This is a genomic window from Streptomyces orinoci (assembly GCF_003121295.1).
GTDB lineage: Bacteria > Actinomycetota > Actinomycetes > Streptomycetales > Streptomycetaceae > Streptomyces > Streptomyces orinoci.
Genome location: NZ_PHNC01000010.1, coordinates 164091 through 181383 on the forward strand (window position 1 = coordinate 164091; position 17293 = coordinate 181383).

14 protein-coding genes and 3 pseudogenes are annotated in these 17293 nt (G+C 69.8%); 12 read left to right on the forward strand and 5 right to left on the reverse strand.

Features of this window, described 5'->3' with window-relative positions:
- The first annotated feature begins 66 nt into the window (after window positions 1-66).
- The 7 genes from CV755_RS08115 to CV755_RS08145 all read left to right on the forward strand — a co-directional run bounded on the left by CV755_RS08115 (window position 67) and on the right by CV755_RS08145 (window position 11012).
- Window positions 67-2586 carry a Pls/PosA family non-ribosomal peptide synthetase gene (locus CV755_RS08115; RefSeq protein ID WP_422070519.1) on the forward strand — a complete coding sequence of 840 codons (2520 nt, stop codon included), beginning with the start codon at window positions 67-69 and terminating at the stop codon, window positions 2584-2586.
- A complete protein-coding gene (locus tag CV755_RS08120; protein ID WP_109279494.1) occupies window positions 2583-5756 on the forward strand; it encodes a non-ribosomal peptide synthetase in 3174 nt (1057 codons plus the stop codon). The genes CV755_RS08115 and CV755_RS08120 overlap by 4 nt, the downstream gene beginning before the upstream one ends.
- Window positions 5757-5793: 37 nt before the next feature.
- Complete coding sequence (locus CV755_RS08125) at window positions 5794-6792, forward strand: TauD/TfdA family dioxygenase (RefSeq protein WP_109279495.1); 999 nt, start codon at window positions 5794-5796, stop codon at window positions 6790-6792.
- On the forward strand, window positions 6789-7862 hold the full coding sequence (gene sbnB / locus CV755_RS08130; RefSeq protein ID WP_109279496.1) for a 2,3-diaminopropionate biosynthesis protein SbnB: 1074 nt from the start codon (window positions 6789-6791) through the stop codon (window positions 7860-7862). The genes CV755_RS08125 and sbnB overlap by 4 nt, the downstream gene beginning before the upstream one ends.
- 35 nt (window positions 7863-7897) lie before the next feature.
- A complete protein-coding gene (gene sbnA / locus CV755_RS08135) occupies window positions 7898-8887 on the forward strand; it encodes a 2,3-diaminopropionate biosynthesis protein SbnA (RefSeq protein WP_109279578.1) in 990 nt (329 codons plus the stop codon).
- 251 nt (window positions 8888-9138) lie between these two features.
- Window positions 9139-9720: a papain-like cysteine protease family protein gene (locus CV755_RS08140; protein WP_109279497.1), complete on the forward strand. Its 582-nt coding sequence runs from the start codon at window positions 9139-9141 to the stop codon at window positions 9718-9720.
- Window positions 9721-9842: 122 nt separating this feature from the next.
- A complete protein-coding gene (locus CV755_RS08145; protein ID WP_241561048.1) occupies window positions 9843-11012 on the forward strand; it encodes a GDSL-type esterase/lipase family protein in 1170 nt (389 codons plus the stop codon).
- A gap of 528 nt (window positions 11013-11540) precedes the next feature.
- Here the strand turns inward: CV755_RS08145 and CV755_RS37085 are convergent.
- Window positions 11541-11669 (reverse strand): annotated as a pseudogene (locus tag CV755_RS37085) (helix-turn-helix domain-containing protein); the annotation flags it as partial.
- Window positions 11670-11762: 93 nt separating this feature from the next.
- Here CV755_RS37085 and CV755_RS35365 point away from each other — a divergent pair.
- From CV755_RS35365 to CV755_RS08165, 3 genes and pseudogenes are all read left to right on the forward strand, one after another.
- Window positions 11763-11948 carry a hypothetical protein gene (locus tag CV755_RS35365; protein WP_193553371.1) on the forward strand — a complete coding sequence of 62 codons (186 nt, stop codon included), beginning with the start codon at window positions 11763-11765 and terminating at the stop codon, window positions 11946-11948.
- A 193-nt stretch (window positions 11949-12141) separates the two neighbouring features.
- Window positions 12142-12286, forward strand: a pseudogene (locus tag CV755_RS35885) (alpha/beta fold hydrolase); the annotation flags it as partial.
- Window positions 12287-12445: 159 nt separating this feature from the next.
- Window positions 12446-13006: a cysteine hydrolase family protein gene (locus CV755_RS08165; protein WP_109279499.1), complete on the forward strand. Its 561-nt coding sequence runs from the start codon at window positions 12446-12448 to the stop codon at window positions 13004-13006.
- A 245-nt stretch (window positions 13007-13251) separates the two neighbouring features.
- Here CV755_RS08165 and CV755_RS36895 read toward each other — a convergent pair.
- Window positions 13252-13530, reverse strand: a pseudogene (locus tag CV755_RS36895) (winged helix-turn-helix transcriptional regulator); the annotation flags it as partial.
- A gap of 87 nt (window positions 13531-13617) precedes the next feature.
- On the opposite strand from CV755_RS36895, the gene CV755_RS08175 reads away from it, so the two are divergent.
- Window positions 13618-14004 carry a hypothetical protein gene (locus tag CV755_RS08175; protein WP_109279500.1) on the forward strand — a complete coding sequence of 129 codons (387 nt, stop codon included), beginning with the start codon at window positions 13618-13620 and terminating at the stop codon, window positions 14002-14004.
- Between the two features lie 5 nt (window positions 14005-14009).
- Here CV755_RS08175 and CV755_RS08180 read toward each other — a convergent pair whose 3' ends face one another.
- Window positions 14010-15230: an FAD-dependent oxidoreductase gene (locus CV755_RS08180; protein ID WP_109279501.1), complete on the reverse strand. Its 1221-nt coding sequence runs from the start codon at window positions 15228-15230 to the stop codon at window positions 14010-14012.
- Window positions 15231-15253: 23 nt separating this feature from the next.
- Window positions 15254-15667: a hypothetical protein gene (locus CV755_RS08185; RefSeq protein ID WP_109279502.1), complete on the reverse strand. Its 414-nt coding sequence runs from the start codon at window positions 15665-15667 to the stop codon at window positions 15254-15256.
- 123 nt (window positions 15668-15790) lie between these two features.
- Here CV755_RS08185 and CV755_RS08190 point away from each other — a divergent pair, with 123 nt between their 5' ends.
- Window positions 15791-16282 (forward strand): MarR family winged helix-turn-helix transcriptional regulator, encoded by a 492-nt coding sequence (locus tag CV755_RS08190; RefSeq protein ID WP_109279503.1) that lies wholly within the window; start codon window positions 15791-15793, stop codon window positions 16280-16282.
- Window positions 16283-16323: 41 nt separating this feature from the next.
- Here CV755_RS08190 and CV755_RS08195 read toward each other — a convergent pair whose 3' ends face one another.
- A complete protein-coding gene (locus tag CV755_RS08195) occupies window positions 16324-17223 on the reverse strand; it encodes an MBL fold metallo-hydrolase (protein ID WP_109279504.1) in 900 nt (299 codons plus the stop codon).
- Window positions 17224-17293: the final 70 nt, after the last annotated feature.

Sequence of the window (17293 nt, forward strand, 5' to 3'; positions counted from 1 at the left end):
CCACGGGAACACCCGGCACATCACAAATCTCAACGGCACCAGCTCACTCACACTCAAGGAGCCCTCGTGGTGGGAGAACCCGCCGGAATATCGACCGAAGGCCCCCCGCGACCGGCGCTCGCCGGTGATCTGGAGCGGATGTTCGCGGAGGTCCTGGCCGATCTCGTAAGCGCCGAACAGGTGCCTGCCGACAGCCACTTCTTCGACGATCTCGGCGCGGACTCCATGGTGATGGCCCGTTTCTGCGCCCGGGTGAGAAAGCGGCCGGACCTGCCCTCGGTATCGATGAAGGACATCTACCGGCATTCCACGGTGCGCAGCCTGGCCACGGCATTCGCGGACACTCCGCAGACGGCCCCCGAGCCCGCTCCGCCGGCCGATCCGGTGCCGCCCGGCAGCACCCCGCGCTACCTGGTCTGCGGCACCCTGCAGTTTCTGGTCTTCCTGGCCTATTCCTATCTCACCGCCCTCGCCGGCGCCCGCGGCTATCAATGGGTCGCCGACAGCCCCGACGGCCTGGGCGTCTACGGTCGTTCGGTCCTCTTCGGCGGCGCCGACTTCCTCGGCCTGTGCATGTTCCCGGTGCTGGCCAAATGGATTCTGGTGGGCCGCTGGCGGCCCGGTGAATTCCCGGTGTGGAGCCTGGCCTATCTGCGTTTCTGGACCGTGAAGCTGCTGGTGCAGGCCAACCCGGCGGTCCTGTTCGTGGGCACCCCGCTGTATGTGCTCTATCTCAGGGCCCTGGGCGCCAGAATCGGCGGACAGGTCACCATCCTCTCCCGGTTCGTACCGGTCTGCACCGATCTGCTGACCATTGGCAGCGGCACCGTGATCCGCAAGGACTCCTATCTGCTCTGCTACCGGGCCGAGGCGGGCCGGATCCAAACCGGTCCGGTCACCATCGGCCGGAACGCGTTCATCGGCGAGCAGACCGTGCTGGACATCCACACCTCGATGGGCGACGGGGCCCAACTGGGCCATGCCTCCGCCCTGCAGCACGGCGAGGCGGTGCCGGCCGGCCGCCACTGGCACGGTTCCCCCGCCCAGCCAACGGAGTTGGACTACCTCAGGGTGGCCCCGGCCCGCTGTGGCGCGCCGCGCCGGGCCGGCTTTGCGCTGTTCCTCCTGGCGCGGACCTTTCTGCTGACCATGCCGCTATGGCTGGCCGGCGGCTATCTGCTGCTCAACAAGGTGCCCAGCCTGACCGGCCGGTCCGACGCCGCCCGGGAGCCGGTCGCCTCGGCGGCGTTCTGGCTGGACGCGCTCCTGGTCTCCGCGGTGCTCTTCGGCCTGCTGCTCATCGGCGGTCTGCTGTTCCTGGCCACCGTCCCCCGGCTGATGCACCTGCCCATCGAGCCGGACCGGGTCTATCCGCTGTACGGCTACCGCTACGCCATGCACCGCTCGGTCTCCCGGCTGACCAACTCCCGCTATTTCACCTGGCTGTTCGGTGACAGCTCCTATATCGTGCACTATCTGACCCTGCTGGGATACGACCTGTCCCAGGCCGAGCAGACCGGCTCCAACTTCGGCATCGGCCTCAAGCATGAGAGCCCCTATCTGAGCACCGTAGGCCGCGGCACCATGGTCGCCGACGGGCTGTCCCTCATGAACGCCGACTACTCCAGCACCTCCTTCAAGGTGTCCCGGACCGTCATCGGCGCCCATAACTTCCTGGGCAACCACATCGCCTACCCCTCGGGCGGCCGCACCGGCGAGAACTGCCTGATCGCCACCAAGGCGATGGTCCCGCTGGACGGCGAACTCCGCGAGGGCGTCGGCCTGCTGGGCTCCCCCAGCTTCGAGATCCCGCGCACCGTGGAACGCGACACCCGCTTCGATCATCTGCGCACCGGCGGAGAGCTGGAGAGCCGCCTGGCCGCCAAGAACCGCTACAACCTGCGCACCATCGCCCTGGTGCTGCTGATCCGCTGGGGACAGTTCCTCGGCGTCACCGCCCTGGTGCTGGCCACCGCCGAACGGGACGGCATGGCAGGCCAGTTGCTGGACGCCGCCTTTCTGCCCGCCGTACTGGTCTTCACCACCGTCTACTACGCGCTGATGGAGCGCTGCCTCACCCGCTTCCGGCCGCTGGAGCCCACCGTGTGCTCCATCTACGACCGCTACTTCTGGCATCACGAGCGCCTGTGGAAGGTCCCCCAGGGCCACTTCAACGCGTTCAATGGCACCCCGTTCAAAAACCTCCTCTGGCGGATGCTGGGCGTCCGGGTCGGCCGCCGGGTCTTCGACGACGGCTGTGACCTCTCGGAACGGACCCTGACCACCATCGGGGACGACTGCACCCTGGGCTTCTCCAGCAAGATCCAGTGCCATTCACAGGAGGACGGCACCTTCAAGTCCGACCGCACCGTGCTGGGCGCGGGCTGCACCCTCGGCATCAACGCCCTGGTCCACTACGGCGTGACCATGGGCGAGGGCGCGGTGCTCGCCCCGGACTCCTTCCTGATGAAGGGCGAGGAGGTCCCCGCCCACGCACGCTGGGGCGGCAATCCCGCCAGCGCCGGCGGCACCCCGGCACTGGGGAAGCCGAGCACCGTACCGACTCTGCGAGGGGGAAGCCGATGAGCAGCGAGGAGTTCTGGCGGCGGACGCTGCTGGAGGGCGGTGTCACCACCGTGCCGCGCTGGACCCGGACGCCCGTGCCGGGCCTGGCGGAACACCGCGGCGCCCTGCCGCCCGGCCTGGCCCCCGGCACCACCCAACTGCTGGCCGCCCACGCCAAGGTGCTGGCCGCCCTCACCGGCGAGCCGGAGGTCACCACCGGCTATACGGTCACCTCCGACGGCCCGGCGCTGCCCTGCCGGCTGAGCGTGGCGCCCGGCTCCTGGCACACCCTGCTGACGGCCGTCCGCCGCGCCGAGGCCGAGCTGCTGACCCACCGGGACTTCCCGGTGGACAAGCTCCGCCGCCGGCTCGGCCTGGCACGCCCGCCCTTCGAGACCCTGCTGGACCCGCACGGCGGCGAACTCCCCGAGGGCACGGTGTTCTCGCTGCGCGTCCAGGACGGCTCCCTGCTGCTGCGCTACCGCACCGAGGTCCTGGACGCCGAGGCCGCAGCCCGGATCGCCGGATACCACCTCACCGCGCTCACCCTGCTGCACACCACGCCCGACCAGGAACACCAGCACCAGAGCCTGCTGTCCGAGGCGGAGCTCCGCTTCCAGCTGGAGGGCCTGGCCGGGCCGCGCCGCCCACTGCCGGACCGCCGCTTCCATGAGCTCTTCGAGGAGCGGGTACGCCGCCACCCCGAGGCCATCGCCATCGAGCACGGCGAGCGGCGGTGGACGTACCGCGAACTCAACCGCCGCGCCAACCGCCTGGCCCGGGCCCTGCTGGCCCGTGGTCTGCGGCCGGAGGACGTGGTCGCGGTGGTGACCGAACGCGACCTCGGCTGGGCGGCGGCCGTGCTGGCCGTCTTCAAGGCCGGGGGCGCCTATCTGCCCGTGGAGCCGCACTTCCCGGCCGGCCGCATCGCCACCATGCTCTCCCGCGCCGGCTGCACCCTGGTGCTCACCGAACCCGGCAGCACCACCACCCTCAATGAGGCCCTGGGCTCCCTGCCCGGCGTCCGCACCCTGCTGCTGGAGACGGCCTGGCGGGAGGACCACGCCGAGGACGACCCCGGCGTCCCGGTGGCCGCGGACCAACTGGCCTATGTCTACTTCACCTCCGGCTCCACCGGTGAGCCCAAGGGCGCCATGTGCGAGCACGCCGGAATGCTCAACCACCTCTACGCCAAGATCGCCGACCTGGGGGTCGAGGAGGGCCGGGTGGTCGCCCAGACCGCCCCGCAGTGCTTTGACATCTCGCTGTGGCAGCTGGTCTCGGCGCTGCTGGCCGGCGGGCGGACGCTGCTGGTGGAGCAGGAAGTGATCCTGGACGTCCCACGGTTTGTGGACCGGATCGCCGAGGGCCGGGTCGCCGTCCTCCAGGTGGTGCCCTCCTATCTGGAGGCCGTCCTGACCCACCTGGAGCGCAGCCCTCGTCAACTCCCGGACCTGCGCTGTGTGTCGGTGACCGGCGAGGCGCTGAAGAAGGAGCTGGTCCAGCGCTGGTTCGCCGCCCGGCCCGGCATCCGGCTGGTCAACGCCTATGGGCTGACCGAGACTTCGGACGACACCAACCATGAGGTGATGGACCGTCCCCCCGCGGGCGACCGGGTTCCGCTGGGCCCCTGTGTGCCCAATGTCCATGTCTATGTGGTGGACGAGCGGCTGCGGCCGGTGCCGCTGGGCGCCCCCGGCGAGATTGTCTTCTCCGGGGTCTGTGTGGGGCGGGGCTATGTCAACGACCCCGAGCGCACCAAGCAGTCCTTCCTGGCGGACCCGCACCGCCCCGGCAACCGGCTCTATCGCAGCGGGGACTTCGGGCGCTGGCTGCCCGAGGGCAAGCTGGAGTTCCTGGGCCGCCGGGACAGCCAGGTCAAGCTGCGCGGTTTCCGGATAGAGACCGGCGATATCGAGAACGCCCTGCTGCGGGTGCCCGGTGTCCGCGACGGTGCGGTGGTGATCGCCTCGGCCGGTGGCCGGAACAGACAGCTGGTGGCCTTCTATGCCGCCCCCCACGCCCTGGACCCCGAAGACCTGCGGAAGCGGCTGGCAAGTGCCCTGCCCGCCTATATGGTCCCGGCCGCCTTCCACTGGCGCCAGGCCCTCCCGCTGACCCCCAACAGCAAAACCGACCGCAAGGCACTCACCGCGCTGGCCGCCCAACTCGCCACCGGCGAGACGGAGTTCGAGGCCGCCCGCACCGCCACCGAACGCCGGCTGGCCGCCGCCTGGGCCAAGGTGCTGGGCGTCCCCGAGGATCGCGTCGGACGGCTGGACCACTTCTTCGACCGGGGCGGCGACTCCCTCTCGGCGGTGAAACTGGCCATCGCCCTGGACCGCGCGGTCACCCTCAAGGACATCACCCGCCACCCTGTCCTGGCCGAGCAGGCCCAACTGCTCGACGGCGACTCGCCGCAACGGCCCGGGCTGCTCCAGCCACTGACCCGCCCGGCGGGCCCGCCCGCCGCGCTGCTGGTCTGCTTCCCCTACGCGGGCGGCACCGCGGCCGGCTACCAGCCGCTGGCCAGAGCGCTGCGCGGCAGCGGGCTGGCGGTGTACGCCGTGGAACTCCCCGGCCATGACCCGGCCGCCGAGGGCGACCCCTTCGCGCCGCTGGACCAGGTGGTCCAGCGCGCCGCCCAGGAGATCACCGCCCTCGGCAACCTGCCCGTGCTGCTCTGGGGCCACTCCTCCGGCGCCGCCCCCGCCCTGGCCACCGCACGGGCACTGGAGGGCCAAGGAGCGGATGTACGACGGGTGTTCCTCGGCGCCCAGCTGCTCGGCGACGCCGCCACCCGCCGCGCCGCCGCCGAGCGGCTGGCCGGGCTGGACGACGCGGAGATCACCAAGGAGCTCAGCGGACAGGCCGGTTACCCCGGCCCGGCCGAGCCGGATGACCACCGGGCGGCACACACCGGCGCCGCCTACCGCCACGACTGCACCGCCGCCCACCGCTACTTCGCCGCTCTCCTGGACCACCCGCCCACCGTCCGGCTCTCCGCCCCCGTCACCGCGGTACTGGCCGCCGACGACCCGCACACCCCCGAGGCCGCCACCCGCTATCTCGACTGGCGGCTGCTGGCCGACCGGGTGGAACTGCACCAACTCGACCACGGCGGCCACTACTTCCCGCGCACCGCCCCACAGGGGGCCGCCCGCGCGGTGCTCTCCACCCTCCCGTCCTGACCTCTTGTGACCTTTCGGAGAAAGGAACCCCGACCCCATGCCCTCCCCATCCCCTCTGCCGGATCCGGAGCTGAGCCCCGGCCGTCCGCCCCTGCTGCGCGTGCCGGGTCCCAGCGACCCGCGCGACTGGGCGGCCGCGCACCGGGACGCGTTACGGGCCGCCGTGGCCGAGCACGGTTCCCTGCTGGTCCGCGGCCTGGGTCTGCGGGACGCGGCCGGCACCGGCGCCGTCTTCCGGGAGCTGGCCGACGGACTGCTGACCGAGCGGGAGACCTTCGCCGCCCGCAAGACCTTTGCCGAGGGCGCCTACTCGGCCACCAAGTGGCCGCAGAACCAGCAGATGTGTATGCACCACGAGATGAGCTACGCCCTGCGCTTCCCCGGCCTGATGCTGTTCGCCTGCCTCACCGCCCCCACCGAGGGCGGGGCCACCACGGTGGCCGACTCCCCGGCCGTGCTGGACGCGCTCCCCGCCGCCCTGGTCAAGCGCTTCGAAACCGAGGGCTGGCTGCTCACCCGCAACTACAACGAGGAGATCGGGGCCTCGGTCGCCGAGGCCTTCGGCACCGAGGACCGCGCCGTGGTCGAGGACTACTGCCGCGCCAACTCCATTGAGTTTGCCTGGCAGCCGGACGGCGGGCTGCGCACCCGGCAGCGCCGCAGCGCCGTGGTGCGCCATCCGGTCACCGGCCGGCGCTGCTGGTTCAACCAGGTCGCCTTCCTCAATGAGTGGACCATCGCCGAAGAGGTGCGCGAGTACCTGCTGGATGTCTACGGCGCGGACGGGCTGCCGTTCAACACCTGCTTCGGCGACGGCGAACCCATCGGCGAGGACGTGGTGGCCCTGCTCAATGAGGTCTATGCGGCCCACACCCGGCGTGAGCCCTGGCAGCCGGGCGATCTGCTGCTGGTGGACAACGTCCGTACCGCACACGGCAGAGAGCCCTTCGAGGGGCCCCGTGAAGTGCTGGTCGCCCTGGCCGATGAGGTCCGTCTGTCCGACTGCTCCCCCACCATCGAGGTGACCGCCGCATGACCACCGTTTCCCCCACCACGCCCCAGCCCGCCGAGCCCGCCGAGTCCATCGCCGTACCGCCCTTCGCGGTGATCTCCGGCGCCCAGGTCCAACAGGCCCTGCATGGACGCGAACAGCAGCTGACCGATCTGGTGGAAGCCACCTACCGGCTGCATGGCGACGGGCACTCGGTCAACCCCCCGTCGTACTTCCTGCGCTTCCCCGACCGCCCCTCGGCCCGGATCATCGCCCTGCCCGCCTCCATCGGCGGCGAGATGCGGGTGGACGGCCTCAAGTGGATCTCCAGCTTCCCCGCCAATGTCGCCTCCGGCATCCCCCGCGCCTCGGCGGTGCTGATCCTCAACGACCATGACACCGGCTACCCCTTCGCCTGCCTGGAGAGCTCCATCATCAGCGCGAGCAGAACCGCCGCCTCGGCGGCGCTGGCCGCCGACCGGCTCAGCCGCGACCGGGAACGCCCGGCCAGGATCGGCTTCTTCGGCACCGGTCTGATCGCCCGCTATATCCACACCTTTCTGGCCGGCACCGGCTGGTCCTTCGAGCAGATCGGGGTATACGACTCCGCGCCCGAGAGCGCGGCGGGCTTCCGCACCTATCTGGAACAGTCCCGGGCCAAAGCCGGGATCACCGTGCACCACAGCCCGGAACAGCTGATCCGGTGCAGCGATCTGGTGGTCTTCGCCACCATCGCGGGCAAGCCGCATATCACCGAGGCGTCCTGGTTCGGCCACCACCCGCTGGTGCTGCATATCTCGCTGCGCGACCTCGCCCCGGAGATCCTGCTGGGCTCGGCCAACTTCGTTGACGACATCGAGCACTGTCTCAAGGCCGAAACCTCCCCGCATCTGGCCGAACGGCTCAGCGGCGGACGGCGGTTCCTCACCGGCACCCTGGACGATGTGCTCACCGGCCGGATCTCCGTACCCACCGACCGGACCGTGATCTTCTCGCCCTTCGGCCTCGGAGTCCTCGATCTGGCCGTCGGCAAATACGTCTATGACGAGGTGGCCCGCTCCGGCCGGCTGAACATCGTCGAGGACTTCTTCCATGAACTGCGCAGGTACGGGTGAACGGCCGGAGCACCACCACAGAGGAGGGGCGCGCCGTGCGAGTCATTTCCATCCCCATGGACTTCAACGAGGACGAGCTCTATGTCGATCTGCGGCCGACGGTCGGGTACCCACTCTTCCTGAAATGTGAAGGCTTCAATTTCGCCGGTTCCATCAAGATCAAGGCCGCGGCGGCGATGGTGGAGGCCGCCGAGCGCAGCGGCACCCTGAGCCCGGACAGCACCCTGGTGGAGTCCTCCTCCGGCAATCTGGGCGTGGCCCTGAGCATGATCGCGGCCAGCCGGGGCTATCGCTTTCTCTGCGTCACCGATGCCCGCTGCAACCTCTCCACCCGGCGGATGATGGAGGCCCTGGGCAGTGAGGTGCACATCATCACCGAGCCGGATCCGCACGGCGGCCTGCTGGGCGCCCGGATCGCCTTCATCCATAAGCTGATCGCCTCCGACGACCAGTACATCTGGCTCAACCAGTACAGCAACCCGGCCAACTGGAAGGCCCACTACCGCACCACCGCCCCGGCCATCGCCCGCCAATTCCCGCAGCTGGACGTGCTGTTCGTGGGTGCGGGCACCACGGGGACGCTGATGGGCTGCGCCCGTTACTTCCGGGAATCGCACCGCCCGGTGCGGGTGGTGGCGGTGGACAGCGTGGGCTCGGTCACCTTCGGCAGTCCGCCCGGCCGCCGGATGATCCCCGGCCTGGGCACCAGTGTCCGTCCGGCGCTGCTGGACGAGTCCTATGTGGACGAGGTGGTCCTGGTGGAGGAGACCGACACCATTCGCACCTGCCACCGGCTGGCCCGGCGCGGCTTTCTGTTCGGCGGCTCCACCGGCACGGTGGTCAGCGGCGCGGCCTCCTGGCTGGCCCGGCATGACGCCCGGGACCTCACCTCGGTGGCCATCGCACCGGACCTCGGCGAGCGCTACCTGGACACCGTCTACCAGACCAACTGGGTGCAGGATCTCTATGGCGAGGACGTACTCGGCACCGACGCCGAACTGACCGCGGACGCACGGCGGATGTGAGCACCCGGCAACGGCTGCTGGAAGGCGTGCCCGGCGCCTTCCAGCACCTGCGCCGCTCCCTCCGCGCTGTGAATTTTCACGTCCGTTGACAGCCGCCCACCCCTGAACTCCGGCTTCCGTCACCGCGAACCCGCCCCCGTTCACACCCACCCCTCCCCGCGAGTTGACCCTCCCCCGGAGGCTGCCCGATCCTCTCCCCAGCGTCCGGACGCGCTCTCCTCCCCTCACCCCCCACCCACGGGAGCAGCGCGATGACTCGTGTCCCAGCGATCGCGGCCCTGGCCGCCGCCACCCTGTTCGCCGTCCCCACCGCCACGGCGACCGCCGTACCACAGCAGCCGCCCGGTTCGGCGGAGGTCCAGCTCAATATCTCCATGCAGGCCCAGCAGAAGAACAACTGGTGCTGGGCCGGTTCGGGCAACACCATCGCCGCCTACTTCGGCCGCGACTACACCCAGAACCAGTTCTGCAACGCGGCCTTCCAGCGCCGTCAGGGCACCGCGTGCCCCAACTGGCAGGCGAACCTGGGCAATGTGCAGAACGCCTTCGACTGGATGGGCATCAACCCCGGCTCCTATGTCGGCTACCCCCTCGACCACTCCACCATCCGCGATGAGATCAACCACTCCCGCCCCATAGAGACCCGCATCGGCTGGCGCTCCGGCGGCGGCCATATGCATGTCATCTACGGCTATGACAGCACCCGGCGAACCTGGGTGTACTGGGGCGACCCCTGGCCCTCCAACTACCGCTACAACTGGGCGAACTACGACTGGTATGTGAACAACCAGGACTTCTCCTGGACCCACTCCCTCTACGGGATCGGCAGCTGAGGGCGCGTACCGCGTTCCGGCGCACCGGCTCGCGGGTAGCCGTTCTGCCGGGCTGGGCCGGGCCGGAACTCCCGGCCCGGCCCAGCGGTATCACCGATCCCCGACCCCAGTGGCAGGCCCATGTGACCGAAGCGACCGAAGCAAATCCCTTGCTGGACATCCCCATCGACCTCCGCATCCTGCGCGGCGCCCTGGACCTGGAGCGCACCGCCCATGGCCTCCTCCCGCACCGGCTGCCCGGCTGGGCCCGTAAGCAGTTCCCCGACGCATACCTGGCCCGCGCCGAGTCCTCGCCCTCGGGCGTACGGCTGGCCGTCCGCACCCGGGCCACCGTCCTGGAGCTGGACGTACACCCCACCAGGACGGTCTACCGGGGCCTCCCGATCCCCGCCGACGGCCGCTACGATCTGCACCTCAACGGCCGCCCGGCCGGCTGGACCAGCGTGTCCGAGGGCGATGTCCGCACCATGGACCTCACCACCCTCGCCGAAACCTTCCGCCCCGGCCCGCCCGGCACCGTCCGCTTCACCGGACTGCCCGCCGAGCCCAAGGATCTCGAACTCTGGCTCCCCCAGAACGAGGTCGTCGAACTGCTCGCCCTGCGCACCGACGCCCCGGTGGAGCCCATCCCGGACCGGGGCCGCAAGGTGTGGCTGCACCACGGCAGTTCGATCAGCCATGGCACCAGCGCGGACAGCCCCTCCACCAGCTGGCCCGCCCTGGCCGCCGCCCAGGCCGGCGTCGAGCTGCTCAACCTCGGGCTGAGCGGCAACGCCCTGCTCGACCCCTTTCTGGCCCGGGTCATCCGGGACACCCCCGCCGATCTGATCAGCGTCAAGCTCGGCATCAACCTGGTCAACAGCGATCTGCTGCGGCTGCGCGCGTTCGCCCCGGCGGTCCATGGCTTCCTGGACACCATCCGCGAGGGGCACCCCCACACCCCCCTGCTGCTGATCTCCCCCCTCCTGTGCCCCATCCAGGAGGACACCCCCGGCCCCATCGTGCTGGACCTGGCTTCCCCCAACGCCTGCTTCCGCGCCCTGGGCGACCCCACTGATCCCACCAGGCTCACCCTCAGGACGATCAGGGCCGAACTCTCCCGCCTCGCCGACCAGCGGGCCGCCGACGACCCCCACCTCCACTACCTCGACGGCCTCTCCCTCTACGGCGAACGGGACTTCGCCGAGCTGCCCCTGCCCGACGCCCTGCACCCGGACGGTGCCGGTCACCGGCGGATCGCCGAGCGGTTCGCGGAGTCGGTGTTCGGCGAGGGCGGCCCCTTCGCCGGTTGAACAGCCATTCCGTGTCGGGTTTCCGTTGCCCGAAGCCAGGGCGAAGCCGGAACGGCGTGCCTGTTCCGGCACCAGTACGGCGTAGTCCTCTTCGAGGTGGCCCGCGCCGACCGCCGAGGCCACGAGCTGAGCGGCGTTCGCCGTGATGGGTGAGTCGCCTTGGCGGCCAGCCGCTCCAGCACCGGCCGGACCCTGGTGTACGTGGTGCCGCCAGACTCCGGGGCCAGGGGTGCCGGCGCGACCCCGACGAAGTCGCTGGTGGCGATCAGGCGCAGCGCCCTCTCGTACCGTCGCACCCTCGTCGGCCGCCCGTCCCTCGCTGAGCAGGCGCAACTGGACGCCGGGGGCCTCGGCCCGCACGCGGGTCAGCAGGTCCGTGCCAAAGCAGGCAATCAGATCCCCGGGAGCCAGGACGGTGAAGGCGCGGCGCAATACGGCTGGTGTGTCCCCCTCGGCAGGCCCCAGCAGGTTCTGCGCGTCCTCGGCCAGAGCGCGTACCCGCGGACGCAGTGCCAGCGCGTGCGCGGTCGGCTTCATGCCCCGGCTGGGGCGCACCGGCAGGGGATCGGCGAATGCGGTTCGCAGCCGTCCCAGGGCCCGGCTGACGGCGGGCACCGACAGGTCCAGCCGACGGGCTGCCGCAGTGACGCTGCCCACCAAGCGAAATCAGCACTTGCACTCTTTTCGCTGGTCGCAACTCTTGGCCGCTCCTAAGGTCGGCAGCATCGCTGCAGACGGCGGCACGCGGTCATGTACGCGATCCTGCTCGAACGTGCCTGCCGGATTCAGCTCACCGCCCGGGCCGCAGGCGAGCTCCGCCACTGGACCAGCCACCAGGAATGCCTGGAAAAGGACTCGGTGGCCTGGCCCCACAGCCAGATCGACGCCGGGTGGCAGCACTGGCAACGCCGTGTCGCACTCCGCCAGCCCCTCTGATCCCCTGGGACGGGTGCTGTCCGGGCCGGTCACCGCCCTCCCCGCAGCGTAAAACGACCAGTTGCCGCCGCACTCGGACAACGGCCCGTCCACACAGGCACATTGCCGAATCGGCACTCTCTCCCCAATGATCATTCACGAGTCAACCAATCAGCCACAAAGGCTCATTGGAGCGCACATCCGGGAGGAGCGTATGTCTCAGAACGCCACAGAAATCACACACCGCTCGGTGCCCTCACCGGGAGGCCGGATACATCTCGCAGAGCAGGGAACGGGCCCACTGGCCCTGCTGGTGCACGGTTTCCCGGAATCCTGGTACTCCTGGCGCCACCAGCGAGGCGTACCCGGTCACGCTGCCGGGCCCGGCCTCCTGGCTGCGGCCACTGGATCCAGCAGGAACGCCCCGCCGAGGTCAACCGGCTCCTCACCGACTCGCTCGCGGCCCTGCCCGCCTGAATTCCCGTGCCCGACCAACTGACTTCGATCCTGGAGACAACATGAGCAGCGCCCTTCTTGTGATGGACGTCCAGCAGTCGATCGTGGACGCCGTCAACGACAGCTCCGGATATCTGCCACGCCTGCGCAGGGCGATCGACGGGGCCCGGGCGGCGGATATCCCCGTGATCTATGTGGTCATCGCCCTGCGTCCCGGCTTCCCTGAAGTCGGCACCCACAACAGGGCTCTCACCGCCATCGCAAGGGACGGCCTCTATGTCGAGGGTGCCCCGGGTACGGAGATCCACCCGGAGGTCGCGCCCCGGCCGGGCGATGTGGTGGTGACCAAGAGACGGGCAAGTGCGTTCTCCGGCAGTGATCTTGAAATGGTACTGAGGGCACGCGGCATCGACCGTCTCGTGCTCACCGGCATCGCCACCAGCGCTGTGGTGCTGTACACCCTGTGCCAGGCCAATGACCTGGACTTCGGCCTCACCGTGCTCTCCGACGCATGCCTGGACACCGACCCGGAGGTACACCGGGTGCTCACCGAGCGGCTGTTCCCGCAGTGGGCGGATGTTGTCACCATCGACGACTGGCTCAAGACGAGCGCATCCGCATAGCGAATCGCACTTCCCTCAGGGGCGTTCTCCGGCGCGTTCGTAGGCCGGAGTGCGTTCGGCGAGGACGCCGTCGGCAGGCTGCGGACGGCCCCGAAGGTGCATGGCGCGGAGTTCGGCCATAAACCTCTCCCCAGCTCGGGGCCGCCCTCGGCGAGGAGTTGGGCGCGGATCGACAACTCAGGTGTGGTGGGGAGCCAACGGGATCCCCACGCACCCCATTGCGTCATCACCGGCGCGAGTTCGATCGCGGCCTCGGTCAGCCGGTATTCGATCTTCTGCCGGTGGCGCGGGTCATCGTGCCGGGTGAGCAGACCCGCGTCCACCAGCTTCGACAGGCGGGCGGCAAGGATGTTGGACGCGATGCCCTCGATCGAGTGCGCGAGGAGTTCGCGGAAGTGCCGGTGGCCGCCGAAGCCGGCACGGGCAGACGGCCGGCCGTTATTCGTTGTTGCGCCATGTCCGTGACGTACTGCGCCTGACCCACTGACACCCCAATGGCCAAAGCCTAGCCTTCGGCTATATATCGCCCGAAAGGACTATGTTCAGCAGAAGAAGGGCAGATGCCATGAAGGGAGCGAGCTGGACAACTGCGTTATGCAGAGGGGGATTTCATGCCGGACGATCAGGCGAACGCCACCGTACGCGAGGGCAGCCCGGACTCCGCGGTTGACCGGGTGGCCGACTTCTACGGCGCCTATATCGATGCCGTCGACGACGGCACCGATGACCTGAGCGCTGGGCTCCGCGCCCACTACCTCACAGAGGACCTCCGCCGGCGTCTGGCCGCCTGGGAGGAGGCCAACCACGCCGACGGGGTCCTGCGCGCCCAGGACGTGCCCACCCACTGGGCGGTCCGCTACCACGACTCCGGCGCCGGGCACCTGTTCACCACGGTCACCCTCACCTGGGGCACCGGCCCGGACGCCGGGCACACCCGGCTGGCGGTGCAGAGTGACCTCAGCACCAAACTCATCTCGGACATCGAGGATTCCCAATAGAGACGTCAAGCGGCAGTCGCAACGGGCGCGTCCCAGTCGATGCGGTGGTCGAACAGCCAGGACACCGCGCTCATGGCCTCGGGACGCGCCATGCGCTTCATGACCACCGGCAGGATCGCGTCGCGAATGGCCCGGCCGACCGGGCCGACCTGCTTGGAGCCGGAGCCCCGCTCGCCGTAGGCGACGACGCGCTCGACGCGTGCGCGGCGCAGCCGCTCGTATATGGCGAACGCCCGCTCCGCAGTGGGCAGATCGCGCAGGCACTTGGCCAGGACGACGGCGTCCTCGCAGGCCATGGAGACACCCTGGCCGGAGGACGGGGCAACGGCATGGGCGGCGTCGCCGACGAGAACCATGGGCCCGCGGTGCCAGACGGGGACGGTGGGCAGGTCGTACTGGTTGAAGACCCTGAACGGTTCGCTGGCCGCCACGATGCGCGCGGCGGGTGACTTGTCGTCCCGGTAGAGGTCCAGCATCATCGCCCGCCACTGCTCGGGGGTGGTGGTGCGCAACTCCTCGCGGGAGATCTCCGCCTTGCGGGGCGGGTTGCCGAACCACCAGACCTGCCCGTCGGGGGCGATGGCGTAGCCGAAGAAGCAGCGCTTGCCGAAGACCATGTGGTACGTGCCGGATTTGCCCTCAAGACCATCGACCCGGGCGAAGCCACCCGTGTTGCCAAGCCCGGTGTAGCGGGGGCCGGGGGCGGACGGGTCGATGATCGTGCGGGTGGCCGAGTGAACGCCGTCGGCGCCGACGAGCAGGTCGGCCTCGGCGGTGGTGCCGTCGGCGAAGCGGGCGAGAACTCCGCCGGAGGGGGTGGCGGTGGCGTCGGTCAGACGCTTGCCGTGCAGGGTGTGTATCCCGCGCCGGGCCGCCTCCGCGGTGATCGCGGCGTATACGTCGGAGCGCAGCACGGTGCGGGTGACAGTGCCGTCGGGCAGGGCCATGCCGTTGGGCACGGTGGCCAGGTGCTTGCCGGTGCCGGAGGCGAACTCGATCTCTCCGGTGGGGAATCCGTGGGCGGTCAGGGCCTGGTCGGCGCCTATGGCCTTCAGCGCGGCGATGCCGTTGACGGCGATGGTCAGGTAGATGCCATGGGACAAGCCGGCGCTCTGCTCGTACGCCTCATAAATCGTGGCGTCGATGCCGGCCTGTTGCAGGGCCATGGCGGTGACGGGGCCGGCGATGCCGCCTCCGATCACCAGGGCGGTGCGACGGGCGTTCATCCGGTACGGCTCCTTCACTCGGATCAGATGGCGAGGGCGGCCGTGATCTTGGCGATCATGTCGGTCTGGGCGGGGCTGGCCCCGCCCTTGGTGGAGGCGGCGGCCTGCCGGACCGCGGTGGTCACCGCCCGGCGGAACTCCTCTGTCTCGGCAGGGGACTTGATCTGCAGGGCGGCGACGGTGGCGGTCAGGGCCGGAAGGACCTCGTCGGCGATGTCGGCGGTGTTCTTGCCGTCCAGGCGGAACTTGTCCTTGCCGGACAGGATCCGGCCGACGGCGCCGGTGGCTCCGGTCAGGACCTTGGCGCCGACGACGTTCTCCTTTGTCGAAGACCAGGCGCCCGGGTAGGCCAGCGAGACCAGGGTCACCGCGCCATAGGCGGCCTTCTTGAGGGTGATCTGCTCTTCGCTGGTCAGGGGCATGCGGGACTCGGACATGGCGATGCCTTCTTCTGGGGAGAGGGTGTGGATGATGGGCCGTGCGCTCGAATTCCAAGCCACTCGACATCCGGGTATCTTGGCTATCGAGCTATTATTTAGCTTGAAGGAGGAGTGACTCGATTGTCAAGCGAAAAGCAGCGGGCCGCCGCCGAGCTGGCCCAGAACATCGCCGCATACCAGGCGGCCGTGGACGACTTCGACCGCGAAGTCGCCCGGCTGTTCGGGGTCAACGAGACCGACCTGCGATGCCTGGAGATCCTTATGCAGGAGACAAAGGAGGCCGCCCCGAAGCTACTGGCGACCCGGCTGGGGCTGACCACCGGCAGCACCACCACGCTGCTGGACCGGCTGGAGAAGGCGGGCTACATCACCCGCTCCCCCCACCCCACCGACCGGCGCAAGACGATCGTCCGCGCCACCGAGCAGGCGGAACGGCTCGGCCGCGAGCTGTACGCCCCCCTGATCGAGGAGGGGAGCAACGACCTGCTGACCCGCTACAGCGTCGAGCAGATCGAGGTGATCACCGACTTCCTCTCCCGCACCGCCGGGCTCCAGCAACGCCACACCCAGCGCCTGCGCGCCCTCCCCTCCCCCACGAAGACGGCCGGCTGACCAAACCCCTGACAGCAGCTGCGACTCCCGGCTTCCTAAGGTCACTTCGGCGGAACGGGCGTCAGCCGGTACGCGTCCCCGTCGGCGCGCACCCGGCCCGCCGTGGGCGGTGCGAAGTGGGTGCCCAGCATCAGGGTTCCGGTGCGCGCCAGCGAGGCGAACAGGGTGCGGCGGGTGGCCTCGGCCTGTCCGGGGTCGATGTCCACACAGCTGCCGATGGCGGGATGCGCCAGCTGAACGGGGTGGTGAATGCAGTCGCCGGTGATCACCGCGGCTTCGCCATGACCGGCGACCTCCACGGCGATATGGCCCGGTGTGTGCCCGGGAGTGGGCAACAGGCGCAGGCCGGCGGCCAGTTCGGCACCCTCCTCCGGGACCTCGGCCAGCTGGAGCAGCCCCGCCTTCTCCACCGGGTACACCGAGTCCTCGAACATCTGCCGCCGTGCGTCGTCCATCTCGCACCCGGCCCAGAACTCCCACTCGGTACGGGAGACCAGGTAACGGGCGTTGGGGAAGGTGGGCACCCATGCACCGCCCTCCGCCCGGGTGTTCCAGCCGATGTGATCGGCGTGGAGGTGGGTCAGAATGACCAAGTCAACCGTCTCCGGCGGGAATCCGGCGTCCGTGAGCCGCTCCAGGTAGCCGGTGCGCAGGTTGTGAAAGGCCGGGTTGGCCCGGGTCTTGCCATTGCCGATGCCGGTGTCCACCAGGACGCGCAGACCGTCCACCGTGAAGGCGAAGCTGTGGCTGTCCGCGTGCATGATTCCTGCGGAGTCGGCGAAGTGGGGGCGCAGCCAGTCCTGTTGGGTGACCACGTCCGTGGTGGCGTCGGGCATCAGCCAGGCGCCGGTCTCGGGCGGCAGGGGGGTCTCGTCGATGCGGTGGAGGGTGATGCCGCCCACGGTCCATGTGGGGGCGGGGGCGGAGGGGTTGGTGCACATGCTCCGTCGTCTCCTTGTCTGGTAGCTGCCGCCGAGCGACCGCTAAACGCAATCCGTTTGCGTTAAGCCA

What these genes read in the sequence shown, in the direction of transcription:
- CV755_RS08175 (WP_109279500.1), top strand. Translation starts at nt 13,618, where the DNA reads ATGCCGGACGATCAGGCGAACGCCACCGTACGCGAGGGCAGCCCGGAC.
- CV755_RS35365 (WP_193553371.1), top strand. Translation starts at nt 11,763, where the DNA reads ATGTACGCGATCCTGCTCGAACGTGCCTGCCGGATTCAGCTCACCGCC.
- CV755_RS08180 (WP_109279501.1), bottom strand. Translation starts at nt 15,230, where the DNA reads ATGAACGCCCGTCGCACCGCCCTGGTGATCGGAGGCGGCATCGCCGGC.
- CV755_RS08120 (WP_109279494.1), top strand. Translation starts at nt 2,583, where the DNA reads ATGAGCAGCGAGGAGTTCTGGCGGCGGACGCTGCTGGAGGGCGGTGTC.
- sbnB (WP_109279496.1), top strand. Translation starts at nt 6,789, where the DNA reads ATGACCACCGTTTCCCCCACCACGCCCCAGCCCGCCGAGCCCGCCGAG.
- CV755_RS08185 (WP_109279502.1), bottom strand. Translation starts at nt 15,667, where the DNA reads ATGTCCGAGTCCCGCATGCCCCTGACCAGCGAAGAGCAGATCACCCTC.
- CV755_RS08165 (WP_109279499.1), top strand. Translation starts at nt 12,446, where the DNA reads ATGAGCAGCGCCCTTCTTGTGATGGACGTCCAGCAGTCGATCGTGGAC.
- CV755_RS08140 (WP_109279497.1), top strand. Translation starts at nt 9,139, where the DNA reads ATGACTCGTGTCCCAGCGATCGCGGCCCTGGCCGCCGCCACCCTGTTC.
- CV755_RS08125 (WP_109279495.1), top strand. Translation starts at nt 5,794, where the DNA reads ATGCCCTCCCCATCCCCTCTGCCGGATCCGGAGCTGAGCCCCGGCCGT.
- CV755_RS08195 (WP_109279504.1), bottom strand. Translation starts at nt 17,223, where the DNA reads ATGTGCACCAACCCCTCCGCCCCCGCCCCCACATGGACCGTGGGCGGC.